We start from the raw sequence: 24,193 nt of genomic DNA on the forward strand, positions 1-24,193 counted from the left end.
ATCACATCATAGCTCTCTTGGGAATCCCAAGAGTCCACGCCTCCTAACGCTTGCTCTGGAGACTGCTCTTTGTATCGATAGGCCTCTCCCATCACCGTTTGAATAACTGATGGGCGATGCACTGTGCGGCCCATAACCATAAGCGCACTGTCCAACGCTTTGCAGGCGCGTTCGTACGCTTCATCATAAGCGGCCATTCCACACCCTCCGTGGCAATCATCGACGTTGCCGCCGCGAAGACGCATCCGAACTTGTTTTCCGCGATTGATAAATTTGAAACCGTGTCCGTGGACTGAAGCAAGCTGTATTTTTGTGCCTTCGAATAGCAGGTAGCGATGCAGTTTACTTTGAAATTTCCCGGTTGCACCGTTGGGTGATCACAGTCCTCAGGTAAACAGGTGGGCGGCGCCTGGATGTAAATGAGCAGGTTTAGGTTCGCTCTTTTTCACGCTTTGGTCGCGCGGACGTTCGTCCACATCGAATTCAGCCTAGACCGATATTTGTCGTTGATTGGAAGGTTTGCTTGTAGCAGTGTGGCTATGGCTGTCGGCGAGACCAGCATTCGCGCTGATCTCGCCCCGAGGAGCCACCTAGCGCGGGAGGATACGGTTTGCCTGCAAGCTGATGCCGTATTCCCCGTCGCCAAGAGTTTCAGCTAGGCAGCATCAAAAAGCAAAATCAAGAAGCAGCGCTGGGTTCTCCCGGCGAATTCCTTGTTTCCCCCGAGATGCTCACAGAAATCGGAAGCGGAATTGGCGCGGGCAGAGCCGAACACCAACAGCCGGCGCTTCACCCACCACCTGCGCCCACGCCAGCAGCGCAGCGCGCCGGCCGGAATATCTGCCACCATATCACCGTTGCCAGTCTCACCAGTCGGCGATTAACTCCCTTACTCACTTTCCCTCGCGGAAGGTGAGAACGGAATTCCGAGGCCGACTAATGCATGTCGCCGGGAAGTGTGCAGCGGTTCCCGGATAACGACATGCATAAAAACAAAGAGCTAAAGCGCGTCGCATGAATCAAGTTAACCGCGACGCGCTTTAGACGTCCGCTGATTTCTTCCACGCAGTTCTTTTTTTATTGCGGCACCTGGCGCGGAATAGCGAATTGCTGCTGCAAGCCATTCAATGGGGGAGAAGAAAACGCCTGCCTTCGGATTTATCACGAAACAGGCGATTAACTTGAAAAATGGCTCCCCGGGCCGGATTCGAACCGGCGACCTGTCGATTAACAGTCGAATGCTCTACCGCTGAGCTACCAGGGATCACTGCTTGGCGCGGTGTGAGTGGGCTAATACAAATGCTTGCCCGATTTGCCAAGCGGTTTTTTCAAAAAAATGAAATGAACTTGTATTTGGGATGCCTGTGCCCATCTCTGGGGAATGACGAACGGGAATGATCGCGAACAGACGAGGGCCGGCGAAGGGCCCAAAAAGCGGGCAGGGCGCTTCGGCATCGATCATGCAAGCGGCAGGCTCGTCCTCGGCTCCTTCAGCATCGGGATGCCCCGTTCGCGCATCGCACGGATGGCGATCGGCGTGGTCCTCATTCTTTGTGGGTTCTTAGGCTTCCTGCCAATCTTGGGATTCTGGATGCTGCCGCTCGGCTTTCTTGTGCTTTCACAGGATCTGCCTGTCGCGCGCAGGCTTCGACGGCGGCTGGCGGTCTGGTGGCACAGGCGGCGGAAAACGGCTGGCTGACGATCATCTCCACAAAGGTTTGGCGAAACCCTGAATGGCTTTTGCCTTCATGGTTTATGGATTGTGAAATGCGAAAACGCGCCAATTGGTCCAGGTGAGGAAATGAAGATATTTTTCATCGTCGTTGTGTCAGGGGCGGCGATTTTTTCAAGCGTTCCCGCCGAGGCCCTCGACAGCCGTGGTTTTGACGCCCGCGGCGTCTGCCGTGGTCCCGAAGGCTGCGTGGTCGACCAAGGTCAAGGCGGCAGCTACAACGGACCTCGCAACTATCGCAATTTCAACGGCCGGAACGAGCGTGATGGCAGCAACGATCGCAACCGCGACGATCGCCGTTATCGTAATCAGAACAGAACCGACAATGTCGACTCAGGAGCCAGTCGCCTTGCGGCCGGCCCAGCGGTTGAGCCGGGTACGCCGCCGATTAGAATTCGAGCCTAATTCGATCCGAGTTCGCTTTCCTCGAACACTCCACCGGGGCTCGGATCGAGGCTGGTCACCATGAGGAGGCTGCAGACGGCAAGCAAAAGGACGAGCTTCAGCGCGTAGGAGATGGAGGCCGGATGTCGCCCACCGCGTGATACACGGGAAGGTGCCACGTAATAATTATAATAGAAGTGCGGATCACTCGTTTCCAGCAGGTTCTGGTAGACGTGCGGCGGAATATCCGCATGTTTCACGGATGGAGAACCTGGGAATTTTACATGGAGATCCTGGCTCTCGGCGTCGTATGCCGCATGCACGTGCTTCGATTTGAGGGCAGCCCAATCCATTGCAGCTCCTATCACCCTCCCGGAGGCAATATGAAGCCCAGAACACGATCGTCAAGCTGACAATTCGTTTCAAATGCAATCATTGGCAGGAAATAGCCCATCGTCACGGTCATCGAAATTCCAGCCTCCGCCCGTGCGCGTCGGGTACGGAAAAATGGCTTTTTGGGCAGCAGCGGAATGGCGTTTTTCCGAAATGCCCTCTTGCGATTTCCTTACGATCATTCTAAACGCTCGCCACGGCTCAGATAACGAGCGCGTGAGGCCTCGTGGCGGAGTGGTGACGCAGAGGACTGCAAATCCTTGTACCCCGGTTCAATTCCGGGCGAGGCCTCCAAAATTTTCCACACGATAGATACTGTCTGGCTGCGGGTAAGTTCGGCGCCTGAAGCGCAACGGCTACCAGACCCGCGGGTCGGCCGAAAAATCGAACTGCGACGGATTGATTCCCGTGAGGCGGTAAAGCGCCCTCAGGCCGCCCTTGCGGATTTCCGCCTGATATTCCAGGTCGCTTGATCCAAATCCGCTACCGATTTCGGGACCGGCGCCGAGCAGCCGTCGCATGGCCTGCGGCGAAACGCCGGTGAAGCTGCGAATATCGCCGCTGCTGAATTTGATCAGCAGCAAGCGGGCATCGGCATTGTAGTGAAGCGCTTCTATATCGCGCGATTTTATCGGAAAGGTTTGCATGCGCACACCCATAGCGAAAGGTGAGAGCGCCGCAACAAAATGGTTGACGTAACGTTAACACGTATGAGGCGGTCGAGGCTGGAGGTGGCGGCTGCTGTGGGCAACATGCGAAACGGCCAGCGGGCCGCGCAGTGACTTCAGAGCCGAACGCAAATCAAACCCGCGTCTGCCTGCATGAGATTGCTTCAGACGACATGCCGGGAATATCTTCGAGCGCGCTACGGCGCCTTATCACTTCAGGGTCGTTTCGCCGTCCAGCAGCCCACAGCAGCATATGCCGATGAGCGCTGCGACGATGAAAAAGTCGAACAGCGAGAAATACTCGAAAATCGCAGACATGGCCTGCTCCTCCTATTTCCTCCGTTGAAGATCATAACATGAAGGGGCAGGGGATTCCACGTTTGCGTTGCAACGCTTCAATCCCCCTGTGGCGCGGAAGAAGCGCCTGCCGGATTCTTTACGCCGGAGGCTGCCAAGCCTTGAAAGCATCCGTGGCGGGGATTAAGAGACGAAGGACAGGAACCGCTTTCAAGAGCCAGAGGACATGATGGATTTCGAAGCAGCGCGCGCAAAGATGGTCGACACCCAGGTTCGCACGACGGACGTTACCTCGCATTCCGTGCTGACGGCATTTCTCACGGTGCCGCGTGAGGCATTCGTGCCGGAGAAGGCGAAGCTGCTGGCTTACATCGACAACGATGTCGAGATATCGGCCGCAGCACCGGGAAAGCCGGCCCGATTCCTGATGGAGGCGTCGCCGCTCGCCAAGCTGCTGCAGCTGGCCGCCATCACCAAGAATGATTTCGTCCTCGAAGTCGGTTGCGGTACGGGTTACACATCGGCGCTATTGTCGATCATTGCCGGCTCCGTCATCGCGCTCGAATGTGATGAGACGTTGGCCGCCGAGGCGAAGGCGCAGCTTTCCGGCTATGCCAAAGTCGAGGTCGTGACCGGACCACTCGAAAACGGCTACGCTGCCGGCGCTCCCTATGATCTGATCTTCATCAATGGCGCAGTCGAGGCGGTTCCGGCGGCTCTTCTCGGTCAATTGCGTGATGGTGGCCGTTTAATCACGGTTGAAGGTTACGGCAATGCTGCCCGTGCCAAGGTGTTCGTCGCCGAGCGCGGCGCCATCTCGGAAAACGTCTTCTTCAATGCCTCCGTGAAGCCGCTGCCGGGTTTCGCCAAGGCGCGCGAATTCGTTTTCTGAGGTTGTTCTCCTGGATGAATTTCAGCGACGGGCGCCGATGGCGCCCGTTTTTGTCGGTGCCGCGGTAAGGTCTTCACAAACATAATTTATTCTGACGCTGCCAGGTCGCAAACATCGGGTAACAAAACTGTGCATGGCCACATTCATTTGATTCGCGATGATTTTTTTCACGCCTGGGGTATTCTAAGGTCATGGTGATTCGGATGAATGCTCCACATCATCCGGTCGTTGTTTTTGGATAACGGGGATAGAAATGGCTCAGCCAGGTGTAGCGCGTGAACCGTCCATGGAAGAAATTCTGGCCTCCATCCGCCAGATCATCGAAAGCAATGAGCCCGGCGCCGGCAAGGCGATCTCCGCATCCCTGCCGCCGGTCTACGGCGCCGATGAGGATGAGAACGGCTCCGAAATCCATCTGACGGTGGATGACACCTATGCCGGCGTGGAGTTTCCCGAACCGGCCATGCGCTCCTCCGATCCGCGTTTCGTCGCCGCCAATTCGGCCGGCACCGCCCCCGAAGCAGAAGTGCCGGCCCGCGCCCTGTCGCTTGCCGATGTCGCCGCTCGCGTGCGCGCCGCCTCCGAGCGCAGCGCCGTGCAGGCCGGTCAGGCACTGCGTGAGATTCCGAGCGGCTTCCGCCAGCCCGAACCGCAGCCGGCCGTCATGCCGGAACAGCCGCGTGCAGCGGCTCCGCAGCCGCAGCCGCAGCCGCAGCCGACGCAGCCAGTTTTTCCCCCGGCTACCGTTGCGCCTGTTCCGCAGGCAGTGATCGAGCAGCCGGCCCAGCCGGTCTATGCGGAAGCACCGCGGGTTGTAGTCGACGAGCCGGTCCCCGCCGTCGAAACAATGCCGCCCGCTTTGGAACCCGCACAGTCGTCGGTCGAACGTTTCCTGCCGAGCGTTATGGACGAGGTTCAGCCGACGCTGCTTTCGCAGGATGCCGGTCTGCAGATCAGCCGCTCTTTCGAGGAGCTCGCCGCCGCGATCGACGGTGCGGAGCGCCGCTCGCTGGACGAGATCGCAGAGGATATGCTGCGCCCGATGCTGCGCGAATGGCTGGACGATAATCTGCCGACGCTGGTCGAGCGGTTGGTGCGTGAAGAGATCGAGCGCGTGGCGCGCGGCCCGCGCCGCTGATCGGATTGCTTTTTCCTGAAAAGCCGCTCCGGTCTCCGGGGCGGCTTTTTTATTGACTTGCCGGTGCCCATCCTATTTACAAACGCCATCCTCGAACCTCGAAATTGGTCAGAAAATGCTCGACAAGACCTATGATTCTGCTGCCGTCGAACCCAAAATCGCTGCGAAATGGGATGAGGAAGACGCTTTCCGCGCCGGCGCGAACGCCAAGCCCGGGGCCGAGACCTTCACCATCGTCATCCCGCCGCCGAACGTTACCGGTTCGCTGCACATGGGCCATGCGCTCAACAACACGTTGCAGGACATCATGGTGCGCTTCGAGCGCATGCGCGGCAAGGACGTGCTGTGGCAGCCGGGCATGGACCATGCCGGCATCGCCACGCAGATGGTCGTCGAGCGCAAGCTGATGGAACAGCAGCTGCCCGGCCGCCGGGACATGGGCCGCGACGCCTTCATTGACAAGGTCTGGGAGTGGAAGGCTGAATCGGGCGGCCTGATCTTCAACCAGTTGAAGCGCCTGGGTGCGTCATGCGACTGGTCGCGCGAACGCTTCACCATGGACGAGGGCCTGTCGAAGGCCGTTCTCGAAGTTTTCGTCACGCTCTACAAGCAGGGCCTGATCTATCGCGACAAGCGGCTGGTCAATTGGGATCCGAAATTGCTGACGGCGATCTCCGATATCGAAGTCGAGCCGGTCGAGATCAAGAGCAGTCTGTGGCACCTGCGTTATCCGCTGGAAAAGGGCGTCACATACCAGCATCCGGTCGCCTTCGACGACGAAGGCAAGCCGACCGAGTTCGAAACGCGCGATTATCTCGTCGTCGCAACGACGCGGCCGGAGACCATGCTGGGCGATACCGGCGTTGCCGTCAATCCGACGGACGAGCGTTACAAGAGTATCATCGGCAAGCATGTCATTCTGCCGATCGTCGGTCGCAGGATTCCGATCGTTGCCGACGATTATGCCGACCCGACGGCTGGCACCGGTGCGGTCAAGATCACGCCGGCGCATGATTTCAACGACTTCGATGTCGGCAAGCGCGCTGGTCTTCGCATCATCAACGTAATGAATGACGATGGTACGATCACCATAAAGGACAATGAGGACTTTCTCGAAGGTCTGGACAATCCGGCGGCGCTGCATGGCGCCTGGGACCGCCTGGAAGGGCAGGACCGTTTCTTTGCGCGCAAGGTCATCGTCGAGATTTTCGAAGAGGCCGGCCTCCTCGACAAGATCGAGCCGCACAAGCACATGGTTCCGCACGGCGACCGCGGCGGCGTGCCGATCGAGCCGCGGCTGACCGAACAATGGTATGTCGATGCCAAGACGCTCGCCGAGCCGGCGATCGCTTCAGTGCGTGAAGGTCGCACCAAGATGGTGCCGAAGAGCTGGGACAAGACCTATTACGAATGGATGGAGAACATCCAGCCCTGGTGCGTCTCCCGTCAGCTCTGGTGGGGACATCAGATTCCGGCCTGGTACGGTCCGGACGGCCAGGTCTTCGTTGAAAAGACCGAGGAAGAAGCGCTGCAAGCGGCGATCCAGCATTACCTCTCGCACGAGGGGCCGATGAAAGCCTATGTCGAGGACCTGCTCGAAAACTTCAAGCCGGGTGAGATCCTGACCCGTGACGAGGACGTGCTCGACACGTGGTTCTCCTCGGCGCTCTGGCCCTTCTCGACGCTTGGCTGGCCGGACGAGACGCCGGAGCTTGCGCGTTATTATCCGACCAACGTTCTGGTCACCGGTTTCGACATCATCTTCTTCTGGGTCGCCCGCATGATGATGATGGGCCTGCACTTCATGAAGGACGAGGATGGCAACCCCGTCGAGCCCTTCCAGACCGTCTACGTCCACGCGCTGGTGCGCGATAAGAATGGGCAGAAGATGTCGAAGTCCAAGGGCAATGTCATCGATCCACTGGAACTGATCGACGAATATGGCGCCGACGCGCTACGTTTCACTCTGGCGATCATGGCGGCGCAGGGCCGCGACGTGAAGCTCGATCCGGCCCGCATCGCCGGCTATCGCAACTTCGGTACCAAGCTCTGGAACGCCACGCGCTTTGCCGAGATGAACGGTGTCAAGAGCGACCCGCATTTCGTGCCGGAGGCGGCCGAGCTCACCATCAACCGCTGGATCCTGACGGAACTTGCCCGTACGGAACGTGACGTTACGGAAGCGCTTGAAGCCTTCCGCTTCAACGATGCCGCCGGCGCGCTCTATCGCTTCGTCTGGAACGAGGTCTGCGACTGGTATCTCGAGCTCCTGAAGCCGGTCTTCAACGGCGAGGACGAAGGCGCCAAGGCCGAGGCTCAGGCCTGCAGCGCCTATATTCTCGAAGAGATCTACAAGCTGCTGCATCCCTTCATGCCCTTCATGACCGAAGAACTCTGGGCCCATACGGCAGGCGAGGGCAAAGAGCGCGACACCTTGGTCTGCCATGCCGAATGGCCGTCGCCCTCCTATGCCGACGACGCGGCCGCCGACGAGATCAACTGGCTGATCGACCTCGTCTCCGGCATCCGCTCGGTGCGCGCCGAAATGAACGTACCGCCGTCGGCGACAGCCCCGCTTGTCGTCGTCAAGGCCAACAACCTGACGCGCGAACGGCTGTTCCGCCATGACGCCGCCATCAAGCGGCTTGCGCGCGTCGAGGCGATATCGCTGGCCGACGATGCGCCGAAGGGGGCTGCTCAGATCGTCGTCGCCGAGGCAACCATCTGCCTGCCGCTCGGCAATCTGATCGACCTTTCCGCCGAAAAGGCTCGTCTCGAAAAGGCGATCGCCAAAATGGACGGTGAGATTTCGCGCATCGACGGCAAACTCTCCAACGAGAAGTTCGTCGCCAACGCCAATCGCGAGGTGGTCGAGGCCGAACGCGAGCGCCTCGACGAGCTGAAGGGTCAGATCGCCAGCTTGAAGACCGCGCTCTCCAGGGTAAGCGAAGCCGGGTAAGTTTCATCGCTCCATTGGTATTTTATTTCAAAGGCGCGTCCCTCCGGGGGCGCGTCTTTTTCGTTGGTTTCGGCGCTGTGATTCGGTCCTGAAAGCGGCTATTTCCAGGCGCCGAGCCTGTGGATTGCGGCTGGACGGACCTCCTGGGGGCGAAAACTGCCACTGTTGTCGGATTGATACAGCTTCGGAAATGTTTGGAATGAAAACCCAAAAGTCGGTCTCAAAACCGATAACCTCGGAATAAAATTTTATTAACCAGATTTTTTGACGTGTCCGTCAATTTGTTTACGTAAGTTAGTCGCTGCAATGCCTGGAAGCGCTGCCGTGGGGCGCGTTGCCATGTCGAGCGAACACTTACTAGAGTGACGTCACATCAATTGCTGGAGTGGGGGAGACACAATGGCATCGCGTAGGTTTTCCAAGGGCGTAACGTCGCTCGTTCTTTTTTCGTCGCTTGCATCGCCGTCCTTGGCCGGCGGTCTGGAGCGCGGCGGATACAATATCGACCTTCTCTTCGACAATTCGCGGTTCTCGGTGCAATCCGGTGCGACCTATGTCATGCCGCAGCGCAGGCTGACGAACGTCAAGGACACCAAAGCCTCGGACGGCCTCGGCACCAACGGCACCGGCGGTGGTTCGACCACAGCGGATGAGACGGAGGATTACTGGGTCCCCTATCTCGGGGTGAAGGTTGGTTTCGGCGACGCCATCGACTGCTTGGGCGATTATTCGACGCCCTTCGGCGCACACACCAATCCCGGCACCGATTGGCTGGGCGTCAACAACAACATCGAAACCAAGATCAGCACCCGCAACTACGGCCTCACCTGCTCCTATCGTTTCGATATGGGGCCTGGCCAGCTTCGCTTGATCGGCGGCGGGTTCTATCAGACGGTCGAGGGTTTCAAGACACGCCTCGTCGCTCCGATCACGGGGCCGGCTTCGGCGATTTATGACGGCACCGGCCGTCTGGACCTTGCCGACCAGGCCATGGGATGGCGGGCGGGCATCGCCTACGAAATCGAGGAGTATGCCTTCCGCGCCAGCCTGGTCTACAACAGCAAGGTCAAGTATGACGATCTCACAGGCACGGTCGACTTGACAGAGGTGCCGAAGGCCGTCAGTCCCACCAATCCCTATCTCGGTGTCGTCACGCCCGTCTACGGGTCGGCCGAAGCGCCCGATTCCGTCGAGTTGAAGCTGCAGAGCGGCATTGCCCCCGACTGGCTTGCCTTCGGTTCGGTCAAGTGGACGAACTGGAGCGTGCTTCAGTCGATCGCCTTCTGCCCGAAGGCCACCAAGGGCGTCGTCGCCTGCAACGCCGGCAGCCAACTCACCTCGCTGGATCTCTTGTATCGCGACGGCTGGACGATCAGCGGCGGCGTCGGCCACAAGTTCAACGACCAATGGGCAGGCGCCCTCAGCCTGACCTGGGATCGCGGCACAAGCCAGGGCTATGGCGCCCAAACCGACACGTGGACGCTTGGCGCAGGTGTTTCCTACACGCCGGTCGAAAACGTCGAATGGCGTCTGGCCGGTGCGCTCGGCATCATGACCGCCGGAGACTCCGGCACCTTCGTCTATAACGGCAAGACCTACGGTGACGACGTCTCCTATTCCTTCGGCGACGATCTGGTAGCTGCCCTTTCCACCAGCGTAAAGATCAAGTTCTGATCCTGCGGCTGAAGTAGAGGTCCTAGAGCCCGGCAGTCTGCCGGGCTTTTTTTGAGCAGTCCGCAAGACAAATGGACGTTCTGTTTTGTGACGATTCAGCAACACTTTTTTACGACGATTGTCGTAAGGTGGCAGCGGGGTGAAATTGTCCATTTCCCGCCACAAAGAGGGCGCAGCGCTATTTGCGGGCGAGGTGATGGGCAGGCTTACGGTGCGTGTAAATAGTAGCATGGGTCGATTTTTTTCCGGCAACAACAGATCGCGCGATACGATTGGCAACAATCGTTTGATCGTGGCCGTTTCGCTTTCTGCACAAGGCTGTTGCGGCCGCCAATCCGGTCTCACGGCGGCGCCGTCGAGCCGTTCTTTGTTGTCGTTTTCGGCCCGCTCGGATGAGCGACACGGCTTTGCTGGGGATGTCGATACCGGTTTCGTCACATTTGCTGTTTACGATTATGGTGAAGGCGGGAAGGCGGATGCCGCACCTGCCGAAAGGGTGTCACCTAGATTGCAGTCGGGCCATGCCGGGAGCCGGGTGGTTCTGAATGATGCGCTGAAAACTTGGCCTTCGAGAGAGGGCCATTGGGCTGGATGCGACGCGGGCAAAGGAGCCATCGAGCTCGCCGCGGGATCGCTCGCCTCGACGAAATACATCCGCGGAATGCACAGCGCGAGCGCCACTGCTTCCTGCCTGCGATGAGCGAGAGAAATCGGTTGAAATGTTGACGTCCGAGTTCAAACTGTTCAAATTCATGCTGATGGGCATGTCGATGGCCGTGGCGCTGGCACTGTCCGGCCCGGTCCGCGCTTTCGACATCAAGGCGGGCGTAAGCAAAGAATCCGGCCCCTTCGATCTCTTCAAGTTCGGTTTCAAGGCCTATAAGAACGGCCAGAAGGAAGAGGCGGTCGAAGCCTATAAATACGCCGCCGAAAAGGGGCACACCGGCTCGCGCTGGGCGCTTGCCAATATGTATGCCGATGGTGACGGCGTTACGCAGGATGATTTCGAAGCCTTCAAGATCTACAGCGAAATCGCCCAGCAGGGCGTCGAACCCGGCTCGGAAGATACCGGCTTCTTCGTCAACGCACTGCTCTCGCTCGCCAATTATTACAAGCACGGCATATCCGGCAGTCCGGTCCGGATCGACCTCAGCCAGGCGCGCCAGCTTTATTTTCAGGTGGCCTCCACCTTTGGCGTCCCCGAGGCGCAGTTCCAGCTGGCGCAGATGATGCTGGCCGGCGAGGGCGGTAATTCCAGCCCGCAGCAGGCGAAGAAATGGCTGAACCAGGCCCGTAAGAGCGGTCACCCCGGCGCCATGGCGGTCTTCGGCAATATTCTGTTCGACGAAGGCCAGACGGCGCGTGGTCTGGCGCTGATGACGGCGGCGCTCGACCGCTGCAAGCCCAAGGATTGCAACTGGATGGAAGCGCTGCAGGAACAGGCCTTCTCCGTTGCCAATGAGGCCGACCGCCGCACGGCGGTATCCCTCTCGCACAGCATCGCAACTAGCTCCGACGACTAGGTTTCAGGCCGCGAAATCGAAATAAGCGATGACCGGTACGTGGTCGGACGGCTTTTCCCAGGCCCGCACTTGTTTTTCGATTGCAGCCGAGGTCATGCGGTCGGCGGCCTCAGGCGACAGCAGCAGATGATCGATGCGGATGCCGTTGTTCTTCGGCCATGCGCCGGCCTGATAATCCCAGAAGGAATAGAGCTGCGTCGCATCCGTCGTCGCGCGCACGGCATCCGTCAGCCCGAGATTTTCGAGCCGGCGGAACGCCTCCCGCGTCTGCGGCAAAAACAGCGCGTCGCTTTCCCAGACCTTGGGATCGAAGCAGTCGTGCGGTTCCGGAATCACATTGTAATCGCCGGCAAGCACCAGCATCTCCTCATAGGCCAGCCGCTCGGCTGCAAACGTCTGCAGGCGCTCCATCCAGGCGAGCTTATAGGGATATTTCTCCGTGTCGACAGGGTTGCCGTTCGGCAGGTAGAGGCAGCAGACGCGCAGGATACGTGTGTCAGGCAGGGTGAATACCGCTTCGATGAAGCGCGACTGTTCGTCCAGCGGATCGCCGGGCAGGCCGCGGTTCACTTCGGAAGGTGAACTCTTGGAGAGGATCGCCACACCGTTGAATCCCTTCTGGCCGTGCGTCTCGACATGATAACCGAGCGCCTCGATTTCCAGCCTGGGAAAACCTTCGTCGACCGTCTTGATCTCCTGCAGGCAAGCGATATCCGGATCGGAATCCTTCAGCCATTGCGTAAGATTGTCGATGCGCGCCTTGACGCCATTGATGTTCCAGGTCGCGATCTTCATGGCTCTGTCCCGTTGCGCATGATGCATGTCGCCCCGAATTGTGCAGCGGTTCTGGGATAACGACATGCATAAAAACAAAAGAACTAAAGCGCGCCGCATGAATCAGCTTCGAGGCGATGCGCTTTAGTGCGCTTCTTTTATCGTGGTCTTTCGTCGTCGGACAAGACGATAAACCGGCCGAAAGCATTATCTTCGGCCGGTTCGAAGGGGAGAACGCAATACGTTCAGATCTTCAGATCGAGAAGCTGGTGCCGCAGCCGCAGCTTGCCACTGCGTTCGGGTTCTTGATCTGGAAGGATTGACCAAGCAGATTGTCGACGAAGTCGATCTCGGAACCCGCCATGTAGACGAGCGAAAGGCTGTCGATCAGCACCTTGGCATTGTTCTTTTCGACGACGATGTCGTCGTCGCCGGCGCCGTCGGCAAGGTCGAACTTGTAGGAAAAGCCCGAGCAGCCGCCGCCTTCGACGGAGACGCGCAACGCGCTCTTGCCGGCCTCGGCGCCGACGATCGCAGCGATACGCTTTGCTGCGGCATCTGAAAGGGTTACACTCGTATCCGTCATGTTTCCTCCTGCCGGGGTCAAGATCCGGAGAGAATGGGTTTGGGCACTCAAATATTCAAATGCCTGATATCAAACAAACTTATCATGATCTTCGTAAAAAGGCCATGATGCGCCGAGGTGGTTGAGAAAGCGCCTCTTTGCCGTTTCTTCGGGCTATAGGTATGAAGAGCGCAAAGCGGCGTCAATGGGCAGATGCGGCAACATGCAGGATGACGGTGAACAATGACGATCGATAGGCGTGCTTTAGGTTTCGGCAGCGGTGAGAGGGCGGTCTATGCGGCCGACCCCTGGACGACGCGCGGACGGCTTTATCAGGAGGATGAAAGCCCGACGCGCTCCGACTTCCAGCGCGACCGTGACCGCATCGTCCATACCACCGCCTTCCGCCGGCTGAAGCACAAGACCCAGGTCTTCATCGCCCAGGATGGCGATCACTACCGCACCCGGCTGACGCATACGATCGAGGTGGCGCAGATTGCCCGCGCGCTCGCCCGCGCCCTGAAGCTCGATGAGGATCTGGCCGAGGGCGTGGCGCTCGTGCACGATTTCGGCCACACGCCGTTCGGTCATACCGGCGAGGACGCGCTGCACGAGGTGCTGCTGCCCTATGGCGGCTTCGACCACAATGCACAATCGCTGCGCATCGTGACCAAGCTGGAGCGGCGATATGCCGAATTCGACGGCATCAACCTGACATGGGAAAGCCTCGAAGGTCTGGTCAAGCACAATGGCCCGCTGCTGACGCCCGAAGGTGTCGGCACGCGCGGTCCCGTTCCGCAGCCGATTCTCGATTATTGCGAACTGCACGATCTCGAGCTGGCAACCTATGCCAGCCTCGAGGCCCAGGTCGCGGCGATCGCCGACGACATCGCCTATAACACCCACGATATCGACGACGGCCTGCGCTCCGGCTACCTGACTTTCGATATGCTGGAGGAAATCCCGTTCCTTGCCGGGCTGATGGCCGAGGTCAGGGCGCGATATCCGCATCTGGAGCCGAGCCGTTTCACCCATGAGATCATGCGCCGGCAGATCACCCGCATGGTCGAAGACGTGATCGGCGTCGCGCAGGAGCGCCTTTCCCTGCTGCGCCCTGAGAGCGCAGCCGACATCCGCGGTGCCGACCGGGTTGTCGCCACGTTTTCCGATCACATGGCCGAGACCGACAGGCTGATCAAGGCGATGCTCTTCAAACGCATCTACCGCAATCCCGATATCATGCGCATCCGTGCGGGTGCGGCCCAGATCGTCACCGATCTCTTTGCCGCCTACATGGCCAATCCCAAGGAGATGCAGAGCCATTACTGGGTCGATCATATCGCCGGCCTGTCGGATGCGCCGAAGGCCCGACATGTCGGCGATTATCTCGCCGGCATGACCGACACCTATGCGATCAGCGCCCACAGGCGATTGTTTGACCAGACTCCGGATTTGCGATAGGCAGCGGTCGCCCCGCCGAAGGCCGATTTAAGCCTTTGGCACAGCCTATGCATGGAAGAGTGTGATGAACCTTTTTACCGACTTCGAAGCCAGGATCAAAACCGCCCTTGAACAGATTGATCTGGTCAGAGAAAAGCGTTCTGAGCTCGATTTCGGCCGCATCGCCGTCGAGCCGCCACGTGACGCAAGCCATGGCGACGTCGCGACCAATGCGGCGATGGTGCTGGCAAAACCACTCGGAACCAACCCGCGCGCGCTGGCCGACATCATCATCGCCAAGCTCAGGGAGGATGCCGACGTCGCCGATGTCTCGGTCGCCGGCCCCGGTTTCATCAACATCCGTCTGGCCGTCGGCTACTGGCAGCGGCTGCTCGCTGCGATGATCGGCGCCAGCACCGATTACGGCCGCTCGACGCTTGGTGAGGGCCGGAAGGTCAACGTCGAATATGTCTCGGCCAATCCGACCGGCCCGATGCATGTCGGCCATTGCCGCGGCGCCGTCGTCGGTGATGCGCTCGCCAACCTGCTCGCCTTTGCCGGTTACGGCGTCGAGAAGGAATATTATATCAACGATGCCGGCTCGCAGATCGACGTGCTCGCTCGTTCGGTCTTCCTGCGCTATCGCGAAGCGCTCGGCGAAAAGATCGGCGAAATTCCCTCGGGTCTCTATCCAGGCGACTATCTCGTGCCCGTCGGCCAGTCGCTTGCCGCCGATTACGGCGTGCGGCTGCACAACATGCCGGAAGACCAGTGGATGCCGATCGTCAAGGATCGCACCATCGATGCGATGATGGTGATGATCCGCGAAGATCTGGCGGCGCTGAACGTCCATCACGATGTCTTCTTTTCCGAACGCACGCTGCATGCCGATGGCGCGGCCGCGATCCGTACGGCGATCAACGACCTGACCTTCAAGGGCTACGTCTACAAAGGCACGCTGCCGCCACCGAAGGGCCAACTGGCTGAGGATTGGGAGGATCGCGAACAGACGCTGTTCCGCTCGACCGAAGTCGGTGACGATATCGATCGGCCGCTGATCAAGTCGGACGGCTCCTATACCTATTTCGCCGCTGACGTCGCCTATTTCAAGAACAAGTTCGATCGTGGTTTCGACGAGATGATCTATGTGCTTGGCGCCGACCATGGCGGCTACGTCAAGCGCCTGGAAGCGGTTGCACGCGGCGTTTCGGACGGTAAGGCCAAGCTGACGGTGCTGCTCTGCCAGCTCGTCAAGCTCTATCGCAACGGCGAGCCGGTGAAGATGTCGAAGCGCTCGGGCGATTTCGTCACGCTTCGGGACGTCGTCGAGGAAGTCGGTCGTGATTCGGTGCGTTTCATGATGCTTTACCGCAAAAATTCCGAGCCGCTCGACTTCGATTTCGCCAAAGTGACGGAACAGTCGAAAGATAATCCGGTTTTTTACGTGCAATATGCGCATGCCCGTTGCATGTCGGTTTTCCGGCAGGCGAGGGAGGCTTTCGGCGACCTTAATGTTTCGCCCGCTGAACTCGCGCAAACCGTTGCAGGCATTGGCGATCCGGCCGAATTGCAGCTCGTCGCCAAGCTCGCCGAATTCCCGCGGGTCGTTGAGGCTGCAGCCCAGTCGCAGGAGCCGCATCGGGTCGCTTTTTACCTCTACGACCTCGCTAGTTCTTTCCACGCGCACTGGAACAAAGGTAAAGATCAGCCGGAATTACGATTTGTTAATGATAAAAACCGAGAATCAACTATTGCCAGACTTGGGCTGGTGTACGCCGTCGCGTCGGTTTTGAAGTCGGGACTTGCCATTACAGGCACTGCCGCACCGGACGAAATGCGATAACGTCACCATTTCCCCACAATGCGCTGGCAATTCAGAGTTGGCGTTTGCGAGTGGGATAGGCATGGCTGATAAACAACTTGCGTATGATACGCGCGGAAAAGATGACCTGTTTGCCGACGATGATCCGTTGGCCGAACTTGCCCGTATCGTCGGCTTCGAGCCGCGTGTTGCAGCAAACACGATAACCGAGACTACGCGGCACGAGCCCGCCCTCGATCTCGAGGACGAGCTTGGCCGCGAGTTCGACCGTTACGATTCGCCGCGTCCGCTCGCAGAGCTCGACCGGCCAGCCGAGCCGATCTCTGACGACGTCATTCCCGAAGATTACATCGAGCCCGTTCTCGATGTTTCTCCGGTTGCAGAGCCGGTTTCCATCGCCTCCGTTGAGGCTGACGAAGCAACAGTGCCTGCAGCAGGCAACTGGGATGCGCCGGCCGCCGACCCGGCGGCTTGGCCGCAGCAGCTTTCCGTCGAGCCCGCTTCCGAGACGCCGGTACAATCGGCTATCGGCGGTGCCCGCGACCTGATCGAGGAGCTTGAGCTGTCGATCGGTGCTGCTCCGGTCTCTTCGCTGCCGCAGCCCGCCAAGGCGCCGCAATGGTCGGCCGCCAGCATCAGGTTGCCGCTTGCCAATTTCCACGCCGCGAAACGCGAGGAAGCTATTGTTCCGCCGGAGCCCCAGTCTGTGGTCGAAGCAGCCGCAGCGCCGGTGGCTGAAGAACCGTCCGCCGATCTGCCCGCTGCAGAGCTACAGCCGGTGATCGCCCCCGCCGTCGAGCAGTTGGCTCCCATCGTCACTGCCGAGCCGTCCGAAGAATTCGAATCTGCGTCCCCTTCGCTTGGCTTCCCCGCCGAGCTCGATCGCCACGACGAGGTGATCGTGTCTGAAGAGGTTGCCGAGGTCGAGGACTTCGTCGACATCGAAGACGCGCTGGAAGATTTCGGGTCCGACGCCGGTTTCGATCTCATTGCCGCCGCCGTCGAAGGTGAGATCCAGGCCGATGCCGCGCTGACCGAGGTCGTGCCCGACGTTCCGCACACTGCCGGCACTTTCGATCTTGACGATCTGCTCGCCGACGTCTCGCGTTATCCGGTGCCGCAGCGCCCCAATTCGGCGACGGTTTCACCGCAGGCCGAATTGATCGAGGCAACTCCCGTTGCCGCCGCATTTGTCCAGCCGCAAGTGATCGCGCCGGCGCCGGTCGCTGTGGCTGACGTTCGGCCTGCTCCGGTCGAGCCGGCTCCGGTCTATGCTGCTGAAGCCGTAAGGCCGGACGCGCCGCAGTTTGCCGAGGTCGCTGCACATCAGCCTGCCGCACCGGCATATTCGCGGGCTCCGCAATCTGTACCGGAGGCCGACGACCCCTTCGCCGGCCACGATTTCGAGCTGGATCTTGCCGGCATCGAGCTGGAACTCGCCGATCTCGATTTCTCCGAGCCGCCCGAGCAGACGCAGGCTGAGCCTGCGCCGCAGCCGGAGCCGTCCGTCCGTGCGCCCGAGCAGGCCGCCGCCGTCTCGCCTCGGTCAGCCCCCGTTTTTGCGCCTGAGCCGCAAATTCCTGCTTTCCAGCAGGCCGCTTCCGCCCCTGCACAGCCGGCTCCGGCCATGGTTGCCGCGCCCCAGGCTCGAGCTCAGGTTCCAACTCCAGCTCCGGCCTTCAACTGGACGCCTGTCGCTGACTCGACCGAAGACTTGCCTTTTGATCCGGCGATGATCTCCGATCCGGAGGATCGTCCGGAGGCTGTCGAGGACATGCACGTGCCGGCGCTGCCGCCGGTCGAGCAGCCCGCGCCGGTCGCGAAAACTCAGGATTTCGATTTCGATCTCGACGCGGAGATCGCCAGCTTCTTCGAACCGGCCAAGCCGCGGGAAAACCCGGCGCCGGCCAGGGGCACGGCTGCCGCCGCGGCAACGGTGGTCAAGCCCACCATCGCCGATGGTCTCGATGATTTCGAACGGGCGCTGGAGGAGGATTTCCGCCGCAGCGTGCGCGAGCCGGTCGAGCGCCGCGAAACCTCCGAGGTTAGGATTGAATCGGCAAGCCAGGCCGCTGATTTCAGCCGAGCCCGGTCGATGCGCCGGCTGCTTGCCGGAGCCGTCGTGCTCGTGGTCTTCGCCGGCGTCGGTTACGGTGTCTATTCCTCCGTCTGGAACGGCGAGGGGCTTGGCATTGTCGCATCGGGCGAACCGCGCGTGATCGCTGCCGACAAGGAGCCGATCAAGGTCGTTCCGGAAAATCCTGGCGGCAAGACCGTGCCCAACCAGGACAAGGCCGTCTACGACCGTGTTGCCGGTTCTGCCGAAGAGCCGAAGCAGAAGGCGCTGGTTTCTTCCGACGAGGCGCCGGTCGATGTCGTCCAGCGCACCCTGACACCGGAAGCGCTGCCTGAGGACGACGAGAACGCCAACCCGGGTGATCAGGTCACGCCGACCGCAGTCGGTGAGACGGTGGATCCGCGTCTGCTGCCGAACCAGGACAATGCCGACAACGCTCCCGCCAGCGATGCCGACAAGGCGCCGTCCGTTTCGCCGCGCAAGGTCCGCACGATGATCGTCAAGCCTGATGGCACGCTGGTCGCCCGCGAGGAACCAGCAGCCGTCGACCAGCCGGCTGCCCCGGTGACATCGTCTGCTCAGCCGATGCCGGCGTTGACGGCCCCTTCGGCGCAATCGGCTTCGCCGGTGCCGCCGGTCGGCGGAACGGCCGCAAGCTTCCCGTCAAGCGCCGAGGTTGCTTCCGCCGATGCTCGTTCTGCAGCAGCAGCCGAAACGACGCCGGTTCAGCCGCCGCTTACAGGCGGCGCCGACACGCAGGCTGCAAATCCCGCCCCGGTTCAACCGCCGGTGCGCCCGGTCAAGGCCACGGCGACGACTGATACGGCTCCGGTTCCGATCGCCCGTCCGGCCGACCAGCCCGTCAACGTTGTCGGCACAGTGACCGAGAAGGGCAATGTTCGCCCGCCCGCACAACAGCCGAAGCCGGCACCGCAGCCGAAGACGACTGAGGTCGCGGCCGCAGCGCCGGTCGCCGCTCAGCCGCAACAGGCCGCGTCCGCCGGCGGCTACGGCATCCAGATCGCTTCGTTGCCGTCGCAGGACGAGGCGACCAAATCCTATGCCAACCTGTCGAAGAAATTCGCCAGCGTGCTTGGGGGCCGCGCTCATGAGATCCGCAAGGCCGATATCGCCGGCAAGGGCACTTTCTACCGTGTCCGTATTCCGGCCGGTTCCAAGGACGAGGCTGCAGCGCTCTGCGAACAGTATCGCGCGGCCGGCGGCAGCTGCCTGATCTCCAAGTAGGCTCGGGTTTGAATGAAATAGCAGGAGCGGCGGGCCGGATCGGTCCGCCGCTCTTTTTTGTGCATCGCTTTCGAGCTTGCTCGCATTTGGCCGGGCGCCGTCTATGATTCTGATATGACCGAATCAAAAGCGATGATCCTTGGCTGCAGCGGCCTTGCCCTCACATCCGAAGAGAAAGCCTTCTATCGGGGCGAGCGGCCCTGGGGCTTCATTCTCTTTGGCCGTAACATCTCCGAGGCAGGGCAGATTGCTGACCTTGTCGCCGAACTGCGCGACAGCGTCGGCTGGCATGCGCCGGTGCTGATCGACCAGGAGGGTGGCCGCGTCCAGCGCATCCGTCCACCCATTCTCAATCGTTATCCGTCAGGCCGGGAACTCGGCGATCTCTATCGCCGCGACCCAGGGCTCGGCCTGCGCGCCGCATGGGCGATGTCGCGGCTGCACGCCTTCGACCTATCGAGCCTCGGCATCGATGTCGATTGTCTGCCGGTGCTCGATGTGCCGGTTGAGGGCAGCAGCAATGTCATCGGCGACCGCGCCTATGGCGGCGATCCCGAGACCGTCATCGCGATGGGCCGGGCGGCTGCCGAGGGGCTGAAGGCCGGCGGCCTGTTGCCGGTGGTAAAGCATATGCCCGGCCATGGCCGCGGCTTTGCCGACTCACATCTGGAACTGCCTGTCGTCACCGTCTCGCGCGATGAATTGGAAGCCCATGATTTCCCGCCCTTCGTCGCCATGAAGGACGAGTTGATGGCGATGACCTGCCACGTCGTCTTTACCGCCATAGACCCCGATAATCCGGCGACGACGTCGCGCAAGGTGACCGACGGCATCATCCGCGAGCATATCGGCTTTACCGGTCTGCTGCTCTCCGACGACAGCTCGATGAATGCTCTTTCCGGCACGATCGGGCAACGCGCGGCGAATATCATTGCAGGCGGATGCGATATCGTGCTGCATTGCAACGGTGATATGGACGAGATGCGCGAGGTCGTGGCAAATGTTCCGCCGCTCGCCGGTCAAGCGCTTGCCCGCGCAAAAGCGGTGGAGACAGGCTTCACGGCGGCAGATGCCGCCGACGAAGCGGAATTGAGGGCGGAATTCGAGGCGATGTTTGCGACGGTCTGATTGTAAGGGAGCAGGGTGGTGAGCACGGTCAAGGGCACGGAGCGTCCGCAGGCGGCAACGCCGATGGACAAGCTGTGGCAGGAAAATGGCGCCGAGCGCGCCAGCCACGAGCCGGCGCTGGTGATCGATGTCGCCGGCTTCGAAGGCCCGCTCGACCTGTTGCTCTATCTTGCCCGCAACCAGAAGGTTGATCTGTCGCGCATTTCGGTTCTGGCGCTTGCCGAGCAATATCTGCAGTTCGTCGAAAGCGCCCGGCGCATCCGTATCGAGCTTGCCGCCGATTATCTCGTCATGGCAGCCTGGCTCGCTTTTCTCAAGTCGAGGCTGCTTATTCCCCAGCAGGTCAAGGATGACGGTCCTTCCGGCGAGGAACTGGCGGCAACGCTCGCTTTCCGGCTGAAGCGCCTCGAAGCCATGCGCCAGGCGGCCGAGGGTCTCGTCAACCGCAACCGCCTCGGCCGCGACATCTTCGTGCGCGGCGCGCCCGAGCATATTCCCGACCGGCAGCAATCCGCTTATGCGGCCAGCCTCTACGATCTTTTGACCGCCTATGCGGCGCTGCGCCAGCGCAATGCCGTCACCCATGTGACGATCGAGAGACGCAGCGTCTGGTCGCTGACCGATGCCCGCGAATTGCTGACCCAGATGATCGGCGAGGTCGGTGACTGGACGGCGATGGAGCATTATCTGCTGCGCTATCTCGCAGCGCCCGAGGAACGCGTCACGGCCATCGCCAGCGCCTTTGCCGCCTCGCTGGAACTGGTGCGAGAGGGCAAGCTGGAAATCCGCCAGGACGGCGCCTTTCAGCCGATATACATGCGCCGCGGTCCCAAACACGCCACGCTGCAGGTGGTGGAGCAGGAGCAGCCGGTTTGATCGATCCGCAGAGCGATGAGGATTTCGAGGACGATTTCGAAGGCAAGGGCCGCGACCTGCAGGCGGAGATCGAGGCAGAGCGTATCGCCGAGGCGCTGGTCTTTGCCTCCTCGCAGCCGGTGTCGGAGAGCTTCCTGGCTGAGCGTCTGGCTGAGGATACTGACGTGCGCGCAATCATGCTGCGTCTGAAAGCGCAATATGCGCCGCGCGGCGTCAACCTCGTGCAGATCGAGGGCGCCTGGGCCTTCCGCACCGCGGCCGATCTGTCCTTCGTCATCCGCCGCGACGAAAACGAGGTGAAGAAGCTTTCGCGCGCCGCACTGGAGGTGCTGGCGATCATTGCCTATCATCAGCCGGTGACCCGCGCCGAGATCGAGGATATCCGCGGCGTTCAGACCTCGCGCGGCACGCTCGACGTGCTGATGGAGGCCGGCTGGGTGCGGTTTCGTGGCCGCCGGCGCACGCCGGGCCGGCCGGTGACATTGGGCACGACACGCGATTTCCTCGATCATTTCGGTCTCGAAGAGCTGCGTGATCTACCCGGTCTCGAAGAGTTGAAGGGAGCGGGCTTGCTGTCAGGCCGGATTCCGGCGAATTTCAATATTCCCTCGCCGTTGATGAACGACGAACTGACCGAGGACGAGGACCCGATCACCCAGATGGACCTCGAGGAACTGGGGTTGCTGGCGCCGCGCGGCGCCTCCGAAGATTGAGGGGCTTGCGTCTTGCTTTTGCCATGCATGGCGAAAACAATGGGGGCCGCCACTTTTCGACGGGTCAATGGCTTGTCACAAAGGGCGATACCGTGACATTAAGCGCAGTTCAAAGGGCGTGATGTTGGAAACGGTGTCAGAAATTCTTACATCGTGGGAACATAGAAACAGGGAGTAAGCGTAATGGGTTCTTTTGGCATCTACCACTGGCTGATCGTTCTGGTCGTCGTGCTGTTGTTGTTCGGCCGCGGCAAGATTCCGGAACTGATGGGCGATGTCGCCAAGGGCATCAAAAGCTTCAAGAAGGGCATGACGGACGAAGACGCGCCGGATACGGCAAAGACTGTCGATCACAAGGCCGACGAAACGAAATAACCAAGTCCGGGAAAAAGCGCTGCCCCCGCGCTTCCCGTCCAGGAGCCTTGCATGTTCGATATTGGCTGGACCGAGCTTTTGGTCATCGCGGTCGTCCTGATCGTGGTCGTCGGTCCCAAGGATTTGCCGCCGATGCTGCGCGCTTTCGGCAAGATGACGCAGCGCGCCCGCAAGGTGGCGGGCGATTTCCGTGCGCAGTTCGACGAAGCGTTGCGCGAGGCGGAGCTTGACGATGTCCGCCAGACGCTCAGCGATGCTCAGACGCTCAACCCGGTGAACAGCCTGCGCGAGGCGATGAACCCGCTTCGCCAGATGGGCAACGAGATCAAGGCCGACCTGCAGAAGGCGACCGCGGTCCCGGAAAACAAGACCGAGGTGCCGCCGGCTGCGGTTTCCACGCCGACGCCGTCGATGAGCTTGCCGGAAACGCCGCCATTGGTGCCGGCACCTGCGCAGCCTGAATCCGTCGCAACCGCTGCGATCGTCCAGGCCGAAATGGTTGCCGCCAAGCCGAAGGTTCCGCGCAAGCCGCGCGCCAAGGCCGCAGATAAGGTAGCCTTTGCCATTGTCGCGCCTGTGGAAAAGCCGAAGCGCACGACGGCAGTCAGGAAGCCTGCGACGCCGAAGACGCCGGTGCAGATGAAGAAAAAGGACGAGGCATGAGCGGTGAGACCGAAGATAAGCCGCAGCCGTTGATCGAGCACCTGATGGAGCTGCGCACGCGGCTGATCTGGTCGATCGGCGCGTTTTTTATCGCCTTCATCGCCTGCTTCTTTTTTGCCAAGCACCTCTTCAATTATCTGGTCATCCCCTACAAGACAGCCGTAATATGGGCGCATCTCGACGTCGAGAAGGCCCAGCTGATCTACACCGCGCCACAGGAATTCTTCCTCACGCAGGTCAAGGTGGCGATGTTCGGCGGTCTCGTGGTCGCATTCCCGATCATTGCCGCCCAGGTCTACAAGTTCGTGGCGCCCGGTCTCTACAAGAACGAGCGTCAAGCCTTCCTGCCGTTCCTGATCGCCTCTCCGGTCCTGTTCCTGATGGGCGGCGCGCTCGTCTATTTCTTCTTCACGCCGATGGTCATGTGGTTCTTCCTGTCGATGCAGCAGGCGCCGGGTCATGACGAGGTGGCGATCTCTCTGATGCCGAAGGTCTCGGAATATCTGAGCCTGATCATGACGCTGGTCTTCTCCTTCGGCCTCGTCTTCCAGCTTCCCGTCATCACCACGCTGCTCGCCCGTGTCGGACTTCTGACGTCGCAATGGCTCGCCGAAAAGCGCAAGTTCGCCATCGTGCTGGCCTTCGTCGTCGCCGCCGTGTTGACGCCGCCGGATCCGATGTCCCAGATCGGCCTTGCGATACCGACGATCCTTCTCTACGAGATTTCCATCCATGCGGCGCGACTCGTGGAGCGCCAGCGTGCCCGGCAGGCGGTCGAAAAGGACACCGAATCCACGGACGTTGCCAAGACGGACAGCGTCTGAGCGGCAATCCGGAAATCCTTTCACGAACGCC

24 protein-coding genes and 2 tRNA genes are annotated in these 24,193 nt (G+C 60.6%); 18 read left to right on the forward strand and 8 right to left on the reverse strand.

Going from position 1 to position 24,193, the window contains the following annotated elements; translation table 11 throughout:
- From RCCGE510_RS35390 to RCCGE510_RS35120, 4 genes are all read right to left on the reverse strand, one after another.
- On the reverse strand, nt 1–197 hold a 197-nt coding region (locus tag RCCGE510_RS35390; protein WP_007628415.1), incomplete at its 3' end, for a hypothetical protein.
- Between the two features lie 458 nt (nt 198–655).
- Entirely contained in the window at nt 656–850 is a 195-nt protein-coding gene (locus RCCGE510_RS06815) for a hypothetical protein (RefSeq protein WP_007628424.1), read from the reverse strand.
- 339 nt (nt 851–1,189) lie between these two features.
- Nucleotides 1,190–1,264 (reverse strand) — tRNA-Asn (locus RCCGE510_RS06820).
- The gene (locus RCCGE510_RS35120; protein ID WP_192815286.1) at nt 1,265–1,462 is read right to left on the reverse strand and encodes a hypothetical protein; all 198 of its coding nucleotides are present in this window, start codon (nt 1,460–1,462) and stop codon (nt 1,265–1,267) included.
- Here RCCGE510_RS35120 and RCCGE510_RS35495 point away from each other — a divergent pair.
- Nucleotides 1,382–1,699 (forward strand): hypothetical protein, encoded by a 318-nt coding sequence (locus RCCGE510_RS35495; RefSeq protein WP_007628435.1) that lies wholly within the window; start codon nt 1,382–1,384, stop codon nt 1,697–1,699. The genes RCCGE510_RS35120 and RCCGE510_RS35495 overlap by 81 nt on opposite strands.
- Before the next feature lie 102 nt (nt 1,700–1,801).
- Nucleotides 1,802–2,137 (forward strand): hypothetical protein, encoded by a 336-nt coding sequence (locus RCCGE510_RS06830; protein WP_007628437.1) that lies wholly within the window; start codon nt 1,802–1,804, stop codon nt 2,135–2,137.
- Here RCCGE510_RS06830 and RCCGE510_RS06835 read toward each other — a convergent pair.
- Nucleotides 2,134–2,469, reverse strand: a complete 336-nt coding sequence (locus RCCGE510_RS06835) for a KTSC domain-containing protein (RefSeq protein WP_007628439.1) — start codon at nt 2,467–2,469, stop codon at nt 2,134–2,136. The two genes, RCCGE510_RS06830 and RCCGE510_RS06835, sit on opposite strands and share 4 nt — an antisense overlap.
- A gap of 260 nt (nt 2,470–2,729) precedes the next feature.
- On the opposite strand from RCCGE510_RS06835, the gene RCCGE510_RS06840 reads away from it, so the two are divergent.
- Nucleotides 2,730–2,803: transfer RNA gene (locus RCCGE510_RS06840), tRNA-Cys, on the forward strand.
- Nucleotides 2,804–2,865: 62 nt separating this feature from the next.
- Here the strand turns inward: RCCGE510_RS06840 and RCCGE510_RS06845 are convergent.
- Nucleotides 2,866–3,168 (reverse strand): KTSC domain-containing protein, encoded by a 303-nt coding sequence (locus RCCGE510_RS06845; protein ID WP_007628441.1) that lies wholly within the window; start codon nt 3,166–3,168, stop codon nt 2,866–2,868.
- 532 nt (nt 3,169–3,700) lie between these two features.
- Between RCCGE510_RS06845 and RCCGE510_RS06850 the strand changes: the two genes are divergently transcribed.
- The 6 genes from RCCGE510_RS06850 to exoR all read left to right on the forward strand — a co-directional run bounded on the left by RCCGE510_RS06850 (nt 3,701) and on the right by exoR (nt 11,660).
- Complete coding sequence (locus RCCGE510_RS06850; RefSeq protein ID WP_192815287.1) at nt 3,701–4,366, forward strand: protein-L-isoaspartate O-methyltransferase; 666 nt, start codon at nt 3,701–3,703, stop codon at nt 4,364–4,366.
- Between the two features lie 253 nt (nt 4,367–4,619).
- Nucleotides 4,620–5,504, forward strand: a complete 885-nt coding sequence (locus RCCGE510_RS06855; RefSeq protein WP_007628447.1) for a DUF2497 domain-containing protein — start codon at nt 4,620–4,622, stop codon at nt 5,502–5,504.
- Between the two features lie 115 nt (nt 5,505–5,619).
- Nucleotides 5,620–8,463, forward strand: coding sequence for a valine--tRNA ligase (locus RCCGE510_RS06860; RefSeq protein WP_007628449.1), 2,844 nt, complete (start codon nt 5,620–5,622; stop codon nt 8,461–8,463).
- A 399-nt stretch (nt 8,464–8,862) separates the two neighbouring features.
- Nucleotides 8,863–10,137 (forward strand): OmpP1/FadL family transporter, encoded by a 1,275-nt coding sequence (locus tag RCCGE510_RS06865; protein ID WP_007628450.1) that lies wholly within the window; start codon nt 8,863–8,865, stop codon nt 10,135–10,137.
- Nucleotides 10,138–10,276: 139 nt separating this feature from the next.
- Nucleotides 10,277–10,837 (forward strand): hypothetical protein, encoded by a 561-nt coding sequence (locus RCCGE510_RS06870; RefSeq protein WP_192815288.1) that lies wholly within the window; start codon nt 10,277–10,279, stop codon nt 10,835–10,837.
- 19 nt (nt 10,838–10,856) lie between these two features.
- Nucleotides 10,857–11,660, forward strand: coding sequence for an exopolysaccharide production regulator ExoR (gene exoR, locus RCCGE510_RS06875; RefSeq protein WP_007628452.1), 804 nt, complete (start codon nt 10,857–10,859; stop codon nt 11,658–11,660).
- Between the two features lie 3 nt (nt 11,661–11,663).
- On the opposite strand, the gene xth is transcribed toward exoR, so the two are convergent.
- Both xth and erpA read right to left on the reverse strand, forming a co-directional pair.
- Nucleotides 11,664–12,455, reverse strand: a complete 792-nt coding sequence (xth, locus tag RCCGE510_RS06880) for an exodeoxyribonuclease III (protein WP_007628454.1) — start codon at nt 12,453–12,455, stop codon at nt 11,664–11,666.
- 232 nt (nt 12,456–12,687) lie between these two features.
- Complete coding sequence (gene erpA, locus RCCGE510_RS06885; protein WP_007628456.1) at nt 12,688–13,020, reverse strand: iron-sulfur cluster insertion protein ErpA; 333 nt, start codon at nt 13,018–13,020, stop codon at nt 12,688–12,690.
- 222 nt (nt 13,021–13,242) lie between these two features.
- Here erpA and RCCGE510_RS06890 point away from each other — a divergent pair, with 222 nt between their 5' ends.
- From RCCGE510_RS06890 to tatC, 9 genes are all read left to right on the forward strand, one after another.
- Nucleotides 13,243–14,460: a deoxyguanosinetriphosphate triphosphohydrolase gene (locus RCCGE510_RS06890; RefSeq protein ID WP_007628458.1), complete on the forward strand. Its 1,218-nt coding sequence runs from the start codon at nt 13,243–13,245 to the stop codon at nt 14,458–14,460.
- A gap of 64 nt (nt 14,461–14,524) precedes the next feature.
- Nucleotides 14,525–16,282, forward strand: coding sequence for an arginine--tRNA ligase (gene argS / locus RCCGE510_RS06895; RefSeq protein WP_007628460.1), 1,758 nt, complete (start codon nt 14,525–14,527; stop codon nt 16,280–16,282).
- Between the two features lie 61 nt (nt 16,283–16,343).
- The gene (locus RCCGE510_RS06900) at nt 16,344–19,583 is read left to right on the forward strand and encodes an SPOR domain-containing protein (protein WP_007628462.1); all 3,240 of its coding nucleotides are present in this window, start codon (nt 16,344–16,346) and stop codon (nt 19,581–19,583) included.
- Nucleotides 19,584–19,697: 114 nt separating this feature from the next.
- Nucleotides 19,698–20,711 (forward strand): beta-N-acetylhexosaminidase, encoded by a 1,014-nt coding sequence (gene nagZ, locus RCCGE510_RS06905; RefSeq protein WP_007628464.1) that lies wholly within the window; start codon nt 19,698–19,700, stop codon nt 20,709–20,711.
- A gap of 18 nt (nt 20,712–20,729) precedes the next feature.
- Entirely contained in the window at nt 20,730–21,587 is an 858-nt protein-coding gene (locus RCCGE510_RS06910; RefSeq protein WP_007628466.1) for a ScpA family protein, read from the forward strand.
- Nucleotides 21,584–22,300, forward strand: coding sequence for an SMC-Scp complex subunit ScpB (gene scpB, locus RCCGE510_RS06915; RefSeq protein ID WP_007628468.1), 717 nt, complete (start codon nt 21,584–21,586; stop codon nt 22,298–22,300). The genes RCCGE510_RS06910 and scpB overlap by 4 nt, the downstream gene beginning before the upstream one ends.
- Before the next feature lie 183 nt (nt 22,301–22,483).
- Complete coding sequence (locus tag RCCGE510_RS06920; protein ID WP_007628469.1) at nt 22,484–22,675, forward strand: twin-arginine translocase TatA/TatE family subunit; 192 nt, start codon at nt 22,484–22,486, stop codon at nt 22,673–22,675.
- A gap of 51 nt (nt 22,676–22,726) precedes the next feature.
- Nucleotides 22,727–23,338 carry a Sec-independent protein translocase protein TatB gene (gene tatB, locus RCCGE510_RS06925; protein ID WP_007628470.1) on the forward strand — a complete coding sequence of 204 codons (612 nt, stop codon included), beginning with the start codon at nt 22,727–22,729 and terminating at the stop codon, nt 23,336–23,338.
- The gene (gene tatC, locus RCCGE510_RS06930; RefSeq protein WP_007628471.1) at nt 23,335–24,162 is read left to right on the forward strand and encodes a twin-arginine translocase subunit TatC; all 828 of its coding nucleotides are present in this window, start codon (nt 23,335–23,337) and stop codon (nt 24,160–24,162) included. Before tatB ends, tatC begins: the two co-directional genes overlap by 4 nt.
- Nucleotides 24,163–24,193 lie beyond the last annotated feature (31 nt).

The sequence above is a fragment of the Rhizobium sp. CCGE 510 genome (assembly GCF_000292525.1).
Lineage (GTDB): Bacteria > Pseudomonadota > Alphaproteobacteria > Rhizobiales > Rhizobiaceae > Rhizobium.

What these genes read in the sequence shown, in the direction of transcription:
- RCCGE510_RS06815 (WP_007628424.1), bottom strand. Translation starts at nt 850, where the DNA reads ATGGTGGCAGATATTCCGGCCGGCGCGCTGCGCTGCTGGCGTGGGCGC.
- RCCGE510_RS35495 (WP_007628435.1), top strand. Translation starts at nt 1,382, where the DNA reads ATGACGAACGGGAATGATCGCGAACAGACGAGGGCCGGCGAAGGGCCC.
- RCCGE510_RS35120 (WP_192815286.1), bottom strand. Translation starts at nt 1,462, where the DNA reads ATGATCGATGCCGAAGCGCCCTGCCCGCTTTTTGGGCCCTTCGCCGGC.
- RCCGE510_RS06830 (WP_007628437.1), top strand. Translation starts at nt 1,802, where the DNA reads ATGAAGATATTTTTCATCGTCGTTGTGTCAGGGGCGGCGATTTTTTCA.
- RCCGE510_RS06835 (WP_007628439.1), bottom strand. Translation starts at nt 2,469, where the DNA reads ATGGATTGGGCTGCCCTCAAATCGAAGCACGTGCATGCGGCATACGAC.
- RCCGE510_RS06845 (WP_007628441.1), bottom strand. Translation starts at nt 3,168, where the DNA reads ATGGGTGTGCGCATGCAAACCTTTCCGATAAAATCGCGCGATATAGAA.
- RCCGE510_RS06850 (WP_192815287.1), top strand. Translation starts at nt 3,701, where the DNA reads ATGATGGATTTCGAAGCAGCGCGCGCAAAGATGGTCGACACCCAGGTT.
- RCCGE510_RS06855 (WP_007628447.1), top strand. Translation starts at nt 4,620, where the DNA reads ATGGCTCAGCCAGGTGTAGCGCGTGAACCGTCCATGGAAGAAATTCTG.
- RCCGE510_RS06860 (WP_007628449.1), top strand. Translation starts at nt 5,620, where the DNA reads ATGCTCGACAAGACCTATGATTCTGCTGCCGTCGAACCCAAAATCGCT.
- RCCGE510_RS06865 (WP_007628450.1), top strand. Translation starts at nt 8,863, where the DNA reads ATGGCATCGCGTAGGTTTTCCAAGGGCGTAACGTCGCTCGTTCTTTTT.
- exoR (WP_007628452.1), top strand. Translation starts at nt 10,857, where the DNA reads ATGTTGACGTCCGAGTTCAAACTGTTCAAATTCATGCTGATGGGCATG.
- xth (WP_007628454.1), bottom strand. Translation starts at nt 12,455, where the DNA reads ATGAAGATCGCGACCTGGAACATCAATGGCGTCAAGGCGCGCATCGAC.
- erpA (WP_007628456.1), bottom strand. Translation starts at nt 13,020, where the DNA reads ATGACGGATACGAGTGTAACCCTTTCAGATGCCGCAGCAAAGCGTATC.
- RCCGE510_RS06890 (WP_007628458.1), top strand. Translation starts at nt 13,243, where the DNA reads ATGACGATCGATAGGCGTGCTTTAGGTTTCGGCAGCGGTGAGAGGGCG.
- argS (WP_007628460.1), top strand. Translation starts at nt 14,525, where the DNA reads ATGAACCTTTTTACCGACTTCGAAGCCAGGATCAAAACCGCCCTTGAA.
- RCCGE510_RS06900 (WP_007628462.1), top strand. Translation starts at nt 16,344, where the DNA reads ATGGCTGATAAACAACTTGCGTATGATACGCGCGGAAAAGATGACCTG.
- nagZ (WP_007628464.1), top strand. Translation starts at nt 19,698, where the DNA reads ATGACCGAATCAAAAGCGATGATCCTTGGCTGCAGCGGCCTTGCCCTC.
- RCCGE510_RS06920 (WP_007628469.1), top strand. Translation starts at nt 22,484, where the DNA reads ATGGGTTCTTTTGGCATCTACCACTGGCTGATCGTTCTGGTCGTCGTG.
- tatB (WP_007628470.1), top strand. Translation starts at nt 22,727, where the DNA reads ATGTTCGATATTGGCTGGACCGAGCTTTTGGTCATCGCGGTCGTCCTG.
- tatC (WP_007628471.1), top strand. Translation starts at nt 23,335, where the DNA reads ATGAGCGGTGAGACCGAAGATAAGCCGCAGCCGTTGATCGAGCACCTG.